The sequence below is a fragment of the Bradyrhizobium sp. genome, from assembly GCF_049581145.1.
GTDB lineage: Bacteria > Pseudomonadota > Alphaproteobacteria > Rhizobiales > Xanthobacteraceae > Bradyrhizobium.
Window position 1 is genome coordinate 1 of record NZ_JBAURI010000670.1, and the last position, 11,242, is coordinate 11,242.

Genomic DNA, 11,242 nt, shown 5'->3' on the forward strand with positions numbered 1-11,242 from the left:
GCCTTGACGGGCGTGCTGGCCGGCGCCTCGGGCGGCGGCGCGGAGCTGGGCTTGCTGCTCAGGAAGTCCTTCAGCGCATCGACGGCGTTGTCGGCATCTGCCAGCTCGATGCGCGTCTGATGCGAGACCGGCTGCGCCGTGCCCGCGCGCTTGGCGAATTCCTTGGCGAAGTCGCTGAGTTCGGCAAAGACCGCGTCGTCCTGCGAAGACGCCATGACGCTCTGGCCGGAGGCGCCTGTCGCCTTCGATTGCGCAGATGCGGTGGTCTTGGTCGTGGTCTTGGCCGTGGTCTTGGCCGTGGTCTTGGCGAAGCCCGCGAGCGCGGAGAATGCATCGTCGTCGCGGCTCGGCGGCGCGAGCGGGGCGCTCGACTTGTCGAGATCCTGCAGCGCGGCGTAGATGCCCTGGCCGCCGGATCCGTATCCGCCCTGCACGGCCCCCACTTCGAGGGCAGAGGCGGACTCGACAAAGCCCAGCGGTGCCCAGCCGATCAGCCCCGCCAGCAGAATCGACACCAGCTTCTTGACGGGAGCTGCTCCACCTCCGTCGCGCCGATCATTGACTTCCCCAGCGAGGGTTTCTTCAAAATTGCCCAACGTGCTCATCTAAAGGCCCCCGAGCCCAAACTGTCCCATTAAGAATTCCTCAACCTTAGGGGAACCGGATATCGCCCCACACCGATATTGCTAAAAAGCAACACTTGGAGATTTTCAGGGTATTTACGGAATTTCGCCCTGCTACTGATGACTTTGCAACAGGGGCGCGGGCGCGCAACGCTTGCCCGCTGCCGCGCCAGCCTCAGAACAGATCGCTCAGGGAGAGAACAGAAGTCCCGCGTCGGACTTTGCAGGACGCCGGCACCAAACGGCGTCCGAATCACGTCATCTGACGATCGCGGACGCCGCAGGCCACGCGATAGGCGCGCGGCGCGATCACCCCATCAGCAGATGATCGGTGAAGCCGTTGACCACCATCGCCAACAGGATCAACCCGCAGGCCATCAGGGTGAAGCCGAGGATCTTGGACGCGCGCGTCAGTGGCTGCGAGGGCGCATCGACCAGATATTTCGACAGCTCGCCGCTTTTGACCAGGCGATCATATTCCACGTGATGCTCGTGCTTGAACTCCTCCAGCGTCATCTTGCCGGTGAACATCACGATATCGAGCGGGAATTTGTCCGGTCGCCAGTGATTGTTGAAGAAGTGCACCGTGAACAGGAAGCCGGCCGCCAGCACCGCTTCCTCGCCATGGAAGATCGTGGCGACGTTGAACACCCAGCCCGGCAGGTAAGTGGCGGTGAGCTCCTTGAACCACAGCATCGCGCCGCTGACGCCGATGATGGTGACGCCCCAGAACGGCGCCCAGTAGTCGAACTTTTCCCAATAGGTCCAGCGATCGAGCTGCGGCTTCGGCGCGAACCCGAAGAACCATTTGCCCATCGCGATCAGATCATAAAGGTCGGACAGGCTCGGGATCAGCGAATCCGGGCCAAACCAGCGGAACGTCTTCCAGTTGCGGCCGATGCGCAGCGTCACATAGGCCAGGTGCCAGAAGAAGATCGCGACAAACGCCGTGGCAAAGACGCGGTGCACGACGCCGGTCACGCGCGGGCCACCGAACGCATGGCTGATGACCGGCGCCCACTCGGTATTGGCATAGAACAGGGTCATGCCGGTGAACACGAGCATGATGACGGTGAGCGCGAAGCCGAGATGGGCGATGCGCCAGATCGCCGGCCAGCGCTGATAATAGACCACAGGCTGGCCGCCATTGGCCGTCAGAGCTTCGGCGCGGACATGCGGCCGGCTCTTGTTCTGCTGGTGGTCGCGCAATTCGCGGAAGTACCAGAGCGCGGAATGGGTCCAGAAGAACAGGAAGGTGCCGCCAAGCAGCCCCAGCATGAACTTCGAGGCCACCCAGGTGTAGGGATAGCGCGCGAAATCGTGGTCGTTGGCATGCGGCTGGAAGGTCACGAACCCCGCGGTCGCGTTGGTATGGCAATTCTGGCAGGTCTTGAGACGATTGGCCGGAAATACCGTGGAAGCCGGATTATCGACGCGCTGGATCGTATGGCTGCCGTGGCAGTTGAAGCATTTGGCCGTGAAGGTGAAGCCCAGCGTGTTGACCTGGCCATGATAGGTGCCGACATAGGACTTGAACTGTTCGGTATGGCAGCTGCCGCAGTTCTTGACGATCTGCAGCTGCGTCGAATCCAGCGAGACGTCCTGGATGTCGTGCCCGGTGTGGCAGTCCGAGCAGACCGCCGCTTTGGCATTGCCGTTGAGCAGCGCTTCCTTGCCGTGGACCGACGTCTTGTACTCCGCCAGTTCCTGGGTGTGGCAGGCGCCGCAGGTGTAGGGCAGGCTCAGCCGCCAATAGTTGAAGTTGGGACTGCCCTTCGGATACACGTAATGGGCGTCATGGCAGTTGTAGCAGGTCGCGTTGGTGTGCGACTGATCATCACTGCTCGGCTGCGCGTGGATCGACTTCATGTAGCGGTCGATCATCTGCACGACACCGCCGAGCTTGGCGATCGTGTCGGGCTTGTTGTCTTCCTTCGCGGTCTCCAGCAGATCGCGATGGCAATTGACGCAGCTCACCTGCACCGTGACCTTCTCGTGCGGCAGCTTGGTGATGTTGGTGTGGCACTCCACGCACTGGCGCTGGCCATGCACGCTGCCCAGAAAACGATCTGTCAGCACTTTCGGCGGGCTGCCGGGTTCGGCCGCATGGGCCGCGTCGAGCTGGCCGAATCCCTGCTGGCCATGGCAGCCGAGGCAGGCCTCGTTGCTGAGCGCGGGATTGGGCTGATCGGCGGCAGCGTCTTGCGCGCGCGCGGCCTGGGGTAAAAGAGCCGGCAAAAGACAGGTCGCGACCAGGAGAAAGCTCGCAGCGATCCCCAACAGCCGACGACCAAACCGCCCGCGAACGGCCAATGTTACGCTTCCGACAGCTTCGTTCCCGAACGATCTATTCATCTTGTCCCGCCCCGCCACATTGCGGTCATACCTATTATCTTCTTCGCGCGCGAGAGTTGACCAGGATCAACGGAGTCGAAATTAAGGGCGGCTGTGCTCTCGTTTGGGCCGGCAGGCGCCGCAATCCGGCCATGCAGCGCCGCGATTCGGAGCGCCACCTCATCGACGACGGGCCATGGCGTGTATTCAATCGAGGTCGCGGGATCGGTCGGCCCGCCAGTCAGGCGCATGATGAAGCGAATCAGCTGGCGATCCCAGAAGCCGTAGCGGGCATAGTCCAGACGCCCGGCAATGGCCAGTGCGAAGACCGGATCAAGCCTGTGCCGGGCGATCGACTTGCGAAGATAGACATTGCCCTGGGCGGTATCCTTGCCGGGTTTCCGCGCCGTCAGGTTGACCGACAACAGGACGAGCTGCGGCGGCTTGCTCAGCTTCCGGTAGCGGGCCAGGAACTGCTCGGCTTCCGGCAGCGGCAAACCGTAACGCACGGCGGCGACGAGCACGACCAATTGCGCTGCCGCCGGGCTTGTCCGGCCTGCCGCCTGGCCGGTTTCGACTGCGGCCAAGCTTGGCAAACCAGGTGAGACGATCGCCAGATCCTGCGGCAATACGCGGATTCCCTGAACGGCGAGGCCCGCCGCGATCCGCTCCGCGATCCGCCGCGACTGGCCATCGCGCGTGGCATAGAAAAGCTCCATCACTCTACCGAGCCTCTCCCAGGCTGAACCGGTTCAGCATCTCGCGAGCCAAGGATCTCCGCTGAACTTCGTTCTCTGAAGGACCTCTCCCGAGAAGCCTGGCGCCCCTACCCCGGGCTCGGCCGGCCGCGACAAGAAAACTCGTCGCACCAGGTCGAGCCCGCATTTCGAATTGCTGATTGAGAGTGGGCTGATTTGCAGGCAAGGCAAGAAGCCAAGAAAAGCCGACCAAGACAAGACTAGGACAAGCCAAGACAAGCCAAGCCGCCGACCGTCATTCCGGTCGGGGGTGCCGCGAGGGCCCGTTATTTTGCCAGGGTTTTCTTGTATTTCTCGCCGGCTCCCGTCAGCTTGCCGCCGCCCGCCGGATTGACATGACAGGCAGCGCAGGGCTTGCCGGTTGCCGCAGCAAATTCCGGCTTTGCGCTTGCCGATCGAGGAGCGGCGATCGTCAATGCTCCAGCCATCGTCAACGCGGCGACGACAGCCCCTAAAACCTTTAGATTCATATCTCATCTCCATCGATGGAACGAACGCAGAATTGCCGTTCACCTCTAGATTGATATTCATCCTTTGGCAAAGACGAATTGATTTCAGTCAACATCCTGCAAAAAGCGCGCTGATCGTCGTCGTATCGATGGTCGCAACAACAGGCGGCTTGCACTGGATCGTCTCGGTGCGATGGTCTTGGAGGCGATGGTCTTGGAGTCGATCGTCTTGGCGGTAATCGTCTTGGCGGTAATCGTCGGTAATCGTCGGTGATCGTCTTGGCTGGAGCAGTCGTGCGACAGATCGATGACGGCGATGGACGGGCTGGAGCATCAGGCAGACGCGCGGAGCGTGGCCGAGGGCTCCCGCGCCGGACGCCTGGCTGATTTGGCAAGCACGCCTCGAAGCGGAAAGCGCCCAAATGCATGCAAGTGTGCATACGCTGCTTCGCCAGGCGCTCGATAGTCGTTCAAAACTTGCCGGCGATCCAGTCCAGGATTCGCGTGGACGACACGGTCTTCTTCGGCGTGTGGGGATTCAGGGTGCCGGCGATCGCGCTCCAGCCCTTGTCGATGATGTCGCGGGCAAACTTCCTGGCTTCGGCTTCCGTCCTGAATTTACGGGTCGCGCGCGCGAACCGAGGCTCGCTGTCGTCGCGCCTGGGGCTGATGTTCGAGCGGTACGAGACGTACCAGATATCGGGCTCAGTCACGCGATCGGCCTCAAACACGTTCCACGTATCACCCCGCATGGCCACCATCGACTGCATCCAGTTTTATAGTATGGGCAATCTATGAATTTCGTGACGCCTCACATTGAGCTGCGTCAAGAACCGCCGGTAAATCGACCATGTGCTGCAGGAACCGCCTGCACGAATCTTCGGCAGCCACCGCCGGATCCGGCGCGGCAACCGGTCCCGGTCGCGCTGTGAGCTGGTTCGACCGAGTTCTCGACCGGCGATCGCTGTGAAAGCCAAGAAGGGAAACCAAGAAGGAAGAAGAAAAGCAGCCGAGAAAGGAAACCGAGACGATGCACAGGCTGCGCATCACCGGACCGATCGCGGCGGCTGCGCGCGGCCGCAATATTGACTTGGGTCAACGCCGGACGCATGGGTAGCGCCTAGGCTGATTTCGCTCCGCACGTCATCCAGGCTGGGCGAGACTCACGAACGCTTTTCAGGAAAGCAAAGAGGGACATTCACATGCGGCGGCGACTGTTGGTTCTGGGAGCGGCGACCTTTCTGGCGGTCGGGGGCAGCGTTGCCCTGGAGATGATCAGCTCCTCCGATGAGGTCTGCGCCGCCCAGGCCAAGACCAGTTTTTCTGACGACGTGGTGCCGATCCTGACCGGCCACTGCTACAGCTGCCACACGCCCGGCGGCCAGGGTAGCCAGAAGAGCGGGCTCGATCTCAGCACCTATGACGGCGTCATGCACGGCACCAAGTCGGGCAAGATGGTGATCCCCGGCGATCCCGACAGCAGCAACCTGATGTGGCTGCTGGAATGGCGCGGCGCGCCCGAGACCCACATGCCGCTCGGCAAGAAGAAGCTCTCGACCTGCGACCGCGACACGATTCGCGCCTGGATTCGCGAAGGCGCGCTGAACAACTGACGGACGCACGGGGTGCGCCGCTCTCTCCGATCATTTCGGCCACGATGCCGTCGGCGGCGATTTCAGACCTGACGGAGTCGTCGGCGAATCGGCGACTCTCGCGAGACCGACGGGTGCCCCTCGGCTGCTATGGACAATATCGCGCCCGCTTTTCGAGCGATGGTGGCAAGCTTTTGCGCTTCCGCGCCGGGTCAGTCAGCTGCCTCGGTGATCCGCCCTTTGCCCCCGCATTTCTTGCAGGGCGCCGGATATATCCTGTGGCCGGGTTTCGGTGGTTGCTCTACGGGTGGAAAGCCCGTGCCGTTGCAAGCCTCGCAGTCCGTCTCGGCTGTTCTCTTGATCTGCCGCCTCATCGCCCGTCCATCCCTTGCCTATCCCCCGGCGCGGTGCAGGGGGCAATCGACGGGCCTGAGAGTCCCGCCATTATCGAGATACGGGGATCGGACGCCGACGGTTCAAACAGGACATGCTGATGGCTCCAAGTGCGCGCGTGCAGGTTGCGCGGTGTTGCCGGCCAGGTCATGCCAGGCGAGAGCAACCCGCAACCATTGCAGCCGCTCGTCCAATTCGGTGGCGCTGACGGCTCTCTTCAGTGCCGCCTGCGCCTCACCTTCACAATCGAAAGCACTACTCATCCTGCAAGGATCGCAGACGATTGCGAGCGCATTGAGGAACCGGCCACCGTACAAATACGGTGATTGCTGCAAAGCAACAAGGATTAGTCCGTGGAGGCCGCGTCGGTGGAGACTGCCTTGGCTGAGCCAGTCTCGGGGCCGATCGCCGGGCCGGACGGCACCTTCGCATCGTACACGAGACCACACAGGACGCAGCGCAAGGTGAGATAGGCGATGCCGGGCCGCAGCTGAATCCTGCTCTGCACGATCGGACGGGCACGGCAGCGTGGACATCGCATCCGCTGGTCTGCAATCGTACTCGCGCTCGACATCCTCGACACCTCGCTTCCTCGCCTCGGCACAATCGAAGGACGCACAACAGGAAGCGTAGAATTGACTCACTCGAGCCGCAAACGTTCCAGCGATGCAAACGATCCAAGGATGGAGGCGCGCGTTTCGCAACGCGCCGGAGCAGCAAGCCGGGCCGGCGCCATGTGCGCGCAAACGGCGAAGTCGCCAAGCAACGGCCGGAGCCAGTTTGGGGGCTGTTTCCTGGCCTCAGGCCGGTCAGAGCGGTTTCCAATCGGCGTAGTGATAAATGCTCGACCAGACATAAACCGCAACCCCGCAGCTGCAGGTGAAGCGCCCTGCCCGTTTCCCCTCACAGCGCTCCTGCCTGGCGACGTACGCCGCTCCGCATTCGCGGCAGGCAAATATGACGGTGATCGGCGTCTGACTGAACATCGGGTCGATTTCTGCAGTTGTCCCAATCGGCGACCTGAACGACTCCGGCGCAAGGGACGCGCCGGGGCCGCGGACGGCGGCCCGGGGCTTACGGAGGAACATAGCCGCCGCTGCGACGAAACGATCGGCAATGCCGGCTGGATCACCACGGAAGCCGAATGGAACTCGCGCGACGCCGGCGGAGCTGCCGCCATGACGAGCCCGGGAACTCCAGACGTTATCGGGGACGCCGGCCGCTTCCACGGACGCCGAGCTGGAGGCCCGGCTGTTCGCGGGCCGGGCGCCGGAGCCGGCACCCGGCGGGGCCATCGCACCTTCCATCGGCTCGCCGAAGTCGACCCGGCGCTCGCCGAGTTGCCGAGGAGACGCTAAAAGCCGCCTGTAGCAGCAATCCCGACGCATCCATGTGCTCGATCACAAAAGCGCAAGGGTGTGAAGCAGCTCACACGTGAATGAACGGACGATTGTGTAGCCTCCGTGGGCCTTATCCAACCGGGCTCGCATTCCTCATCTTGTTCACCAGCGTTGAAGCGATCATGAGCTGGAACTCTCCCAATCAGGCGAATCGCCCGCGGCAACCACAGCCCTAAAGGGCCAGTCACGCCAATCGCCGGGCCGCCCGCGCCATTCTTCCTCAACCGAAGAGAAAGGAATCACGTCATGGGATGGCTGAACAATCTGTTGAATAAAGTCGCAGGGGTGCCTCCCACCGATTGGACGCTTTTGGACGACTTAACGGACCCCGGAATCGGCATTGCCGGAAAGCCCGTTTCACCCGACGAGTGCTACGTTGAGCTTTACGTGGAATCCTTGAGGCTGGAAAAAGCGCGCCGTTTCGCAACGACCTTCGATGGCGTGATCTATTCATTTGCTTCGCTGGCGAGAGAAGGTGCAAATCGGGTCGAAAAGGCTTCGGTTACCAAGCCGCAAAACCTGGCGACCATGGATGCCAACAATTTGGGCCGCGTGATCACTGTCTCCAAGCGGATCATGGGAGCAATACCTTGGCGAGGAGATCCGTTTGGGCTTGAATTGGGCCTTTTCTCGGTAAAGTCTGGCAATCTGATAACACCGCTCATCGACTATGTAACCAAGGTGTCCGACAAGGCAGGCCTAAGTATCGCGACAAAGGTCGACGCCTTCATGCCATTGATTACGGAAGGCCTCGACATGATTGCGGGCCAGAAAAACGACACAGAGATTGAACTGGCCATCGATACCGATTTGTCCCTGGATCGAAGTCGTTTGTGCGCCCTGGTCGCGAAGAAAAAAGGCACTCTTGCGTCGACGGATTTGACGATTGATCCGCAAGACCGCAAGCTCCTGCAGAACGGCGAACCGCTTCAGGCCGCGTATTGCGTGTTTTCCATTCGCAGCAGCAACAGGAACCCGGATTGGGGTTCGATCCCCGCGCTGCAGGACTCATATGCCGACTTCACCAACGCCATCAACTCGGGAAAACACAAAGAAGCAGAGGAAGCTCTTGCCGCCTTCAACCGTCGCGTGATTACCAGTCCCGACCTGATCCCAAGTGACAAGAACCGATTGAAAGAGAAGGCAAGAGCGGATTTGCAAGACGCCTTTCCGGGAGGTGGCCAAGCCGTTCGACCCGCCGAACGAGAGCGTTTCAAGGGCCGCAGGCTTATCGACCTGAACCTCTACGACGATTAAGGATGAGGCGACCGTTTCTGGCCGAGCCTTGATTCTTCGCGGAAGATGAATCGCGTGGCTGCAAGCCTGGGCCTGTCGTTTTCGAAGGAATTTGTGTTCGGAGCCGAGCAATGGCAACAAAAGGTCCCGGTCTCGCCGATGTTTTGGATATCGCCTTCAAGGGCTGGCAACCGCTTGGGGCCTCTTATGGGTTTCGCGAACGGATTGACGGGGGTGCCAGCCCGGATTGGCGCTCACCGTGGCCTCTCGAACCGGGTCCGGGGGATCCAACAGTCCTTCTCGATCCGCTGGTTCGGATATTTCGTACTGAAACAGGGCAGCGGGTCAACGAAGCTCTCGGCGGCGACGAACGCAAGACGCTGGCCGCGCTCGACAGGCTGACCCTGGAGGCGACGGCGGAGGCACTACGACTTACTGGCAAGGCAGGCGAAACTGATCGTTTTGTGGTGATGCCAAGGAACGCCAAACAGCCGCCGACCCTGATGTTGATGTCTCCGAAGCTCCAAAGCGTGGGTCAAAGTCGCATCATTTCGGACGAATTGCACATTGCGCTGTGGGCCATCGAAAAGGGAATGTCGAACGCCGTCGATCCGCAAGATGGAACCCCGGAGGCGATCGCGCTTGGTGAGGTTCTGAAGGGGCGCTGGCAGGCACTTTTTGAGGTGTTCGCAATCTCACAGCCGGAGATCGTGCTGACGCGGAGGCCGCGGATGATCCCACTCTGCGTACCCTCGCCTCACGTAAAAATAACGGCCGAGGACACGCGAACGACAGCCGAACAGGGGTCGGTTTCCACCGCAGGTGTACTCTGCCGAGACCAGCACGGCGAATTCGGCGTGACGGGATGCTTTCACGGCACCGGGCCCGTGGGCACGAAAGTTTGGGTTGGTGGACAATCAAGTGCGGTAAAAAACGCCTGTCCGGTTCAGGATCTCGTGTTCATCCCATTGCCTGAATCCAGATTGCCTTCGTCCCTGGCTGGACTCAAGGGAGTTCGTCAGGACCGGGAGCCTGCGAAGGCCGATCGTGTCCACTTCGATGGTGCAACAAACCAAAACTGTGAAACACGGATATTCGGGACCGACAATGGACTTCTCCGCGCTCGCCCTAACATGCAACTGAAGATCCAAACCGACCCCGATACGGATGAAGGGGACAGTGGCTGCGCACTTCTCGACGAAAATGATCAAGTTCTGGGATTTGCTTTTGAACGCACCGCTTACGATGACTATCCGCGGCTGACGGATTGGATTTGGGCTTCGAATGGCCTACGTGCGCTTGATCTCACGCCCTGCGCAGCGGGGGCTGAGGAGAGCGTGAGCCTGATACGGACACCTTGACGGCAACGCCGCTCACTCGGTCTGAACGCTCTCGATGCGTGCGGCGAGGAGGTCGAGAACCCTTGAAGGAAGGTCGCGCGTCCTTCGGGTTATCGCCGCGTAGCACCACGAAGTCGTAGATCTCCAGAGGTCGCTAGCCGGCATGTCAATGATCGAAAAACCGACAGGCCGCTCGGTCTTGATGGAAATACCGCATGACGAGCCAATGTCTGCCTCGACCAGCGAATAGCTCGTGCTGCGGCCGCCGGCAGCGTCCTTCCCGAGGATGCCCTTCGAAACCAGATCTTCAAGGTCGCGCAGCGCCGTATCTCGAGAGGTTCTGGCGAGCGTCGCCCATTTGGATGAGGTGAGCTTGCCTTCGAAGCCGTTGCATAGGCGCTCGATCATGGCGCGCTGCCGTTCGTTGAAGGTTTCGCCGGCATATTTCTTCCAAAAACGCGAAGATCGTCGCGAGAAGGGGGATCCCCGCGGCAGCCACCCCGATTTCGAATCCCTGCCCTGTGCTAGCAGCGCCGGAACGAGAGGCGATCTCATGGATTCGTCTCCGACAAGGAGCGATCTTCGATGCTGATGCGGAAGGAACGAAGGCCGGCGATCCGGACACTGCGCGGATGGGCGATCTCAGTGCTGAACGAAGCCGGCGCCATCCGTGAATGCGAGGAGCACGGCTGGCAGCAGGACCGCGCCGATCCGCACGCCCATGAGCGCGCCTTCGACATCGCGCGCCAGGATCCGCCGCCCGGCATGTCGCCGCAGGCGGCGGCCGTGGCGCTCGCCGAGGTTCTCGAGTCGATCGGAGACACCTGCCCCGAATGTCCGCCTGAATAGACGGGCCGGCGCCGAGTCTCTGCGCCGGCCGCACGACCACGACCTAGCGTCCGAGGCGCCTCTCGACCCGCTTGCGCGCATTGCCGACCTTCTTGACCGCCTGCTTCACGGCCGATGCCGAGCGGCCGGTCTTCTTCGCCTCATAACGGACTTCGTAGTCCTGCCCGCCGGCGACCCGCGCCCGGTCCTGCTTTCGCCCGCGCGCCGTCTTCTTTTTCTTGGCCGCCATGTTCTTTACCGCCATGTTCTTTACCGTCATGGGTTGCTC

The 11,242-nt window shown here is 61.5% G+C and carries 11 protein-coding genes; 4 read left to right on the top strand and 7 right to left on the bottom strand.

Annotated elements, in window-relative coordinates; translation table 11 throughout:
* The 5 genes from WCB02_RS21805 to WCB02_RS21825 all read right to left on the bottom strand — a co-directional run.
* A partial coding sequence (locus WCB02_RS21805; RefSeq protein ID WP_423961310.1) for a hypothetical protein occupies positions 1 to 515 on the bottom strand: 515 nt, incomplete at its 3' end.
* A 417-nt stretch (positions 516 to 932) separates the two neighbouring features.
* A complete protein-coding gene (locus WCB02_RS21810; protein WP_423961311.1) occupies positions 933 to 2,936 on the bottom strand; it encodes a hypothetical protein in 2,004 nt (667 codons plus the stop codon).
* Positions 2,937 to 2,974: 38 nt separating this feature from the next.
* Entirely contained in the window at positions 2,975 to 3,676 is a 702-nt protein-coding gene (locus WCB02_RS21815) for a flavodoxin domain-containing protein (protein ID WP_423961327.1), read from the bottom strand.
* Between the two features lie 305 nt (positions 3,677 to 3,981).
* The gene (locus tag WCB02_RS21820) at positions 3,982 to 4,185 is read right to left on the bottom strand and encodes a hypothetical protein (RefSeq protein WP_423961313.1); all 204 of its coding nucleotides are present in this window, start codon (positions 4,183 to 4,185) and stop codon (positions 3,982 to 3,984) included.
* Positions 4,186 to 4,634: 449 nt separating this feature from the next.
* Positions 4,635 to 4,925, bottom strand: coding sequence for a hypothetical protein (locus WCB02_RS21825; RefSeq protein ID WP_423961315.1), 291 nt, complete (start codon positions 4,923 to 4,925; stop codon positions 4,635 to 4,637).
* Positions 4,926 to 5,366: 441 nt separating this feature from the next.
* On the opposite strand from WCB02_RS21825, the gene WCB02_RS21830 reads away from it, so the two are divergent.
* The 3 genes from WCB02_RS21830 (at position 5,367) to WCB02_RS21840 (ending at position 10,146) form a co-directional block, all read left to right on the top strand.
* The gene (locus tag WCB02_RS21830) at positions 5,367 to 5,777 is read left to right on the top strand and encodes a c-type cytochrome domain-containing protein (RefSeq protein WP_423961318.1); all 411 of its coding nucleotides are present in this window, start codon (positions 5,367 to 5,369) and stop codon (positions 5,775 to 5,777) included.
* A gap of 2,018 nt (positions 5,778 to 7,795) precedes the next feature.
* Positions 7,796 to 8,806, top strand: coding sequence for a hypothetical protein (locus tag WCB02_RS21835; RefSeq protein WP_423961319.1), 1,011 nt, complete (start codon positions 7,796 to 7,798; stop codon positions 8,804 to 8,806).
* 110 nt (positions 8,807 to 8,916) lie between these two features.
* Positions 8,917 to 10,146 (top strand): hypothetical protein, encoded by a 1,230-nt coding sequence (locus WCB02_RS21840; RefSeq protein ID WP_423961321.1) that lies wholly within the window; start codon positions 8,917 to 8,919, stop codon positions 10,144 to 10,146.
* Positions 10,147 to 10,158: 12 nt separating this feature from the next.
* Here the strand turns inward: WCB02_RS21840 and WCB02_RS21845 are convergent, their stop codons facing one another.
* The gene (locus WCB02_RS21845) at positions 10,159 to 10,533 is read right to left on the bottom strand and encodes a hypothetical protein (RefSeq protein WP_423961322.1); all 375 of its coding nucleotides are present in this window, start codon (positions 10,531 to 10,533) and stop codon (positions 10,159 to 10,161) included.
* Positions 10,534 to 10,710: 177 nt separating this feature from the next.
* Here WCB02_RS21845 and WCB02_RS21850 point away from each other — a divergent pair, with 177 nt between their 5' ends.
* On the top strand, positions 10,711 to 10,974 hold the full coding sequence (locus tag WCB02_RS21850; protein WP_423961324.1) for a hypothetical protein: 264 nt from the start codon (positions 10,711 to 10,713) through the stop codon (positions 10,972 to 10,974).
* Positions 10,975 to 11,017: 43 nt separating this feature from the next.
* On the opposite strand, the gene WCB02_RS21855 is transcribed toward WCB02_RS21850, so the two are convergent.
* A complete protein-coding gene (locus WCB02_RS21855; protein ID WP_423961329.1) occupies positions 11,018 to 11,203 on the bottom strand; it encodes a DUF3606 domain-containing protein in 186 nt (61 codons plus the stop codon).
* Between the last annotated feature and the right edge of the window lie 39 nt (positions 11,204 to 11,242).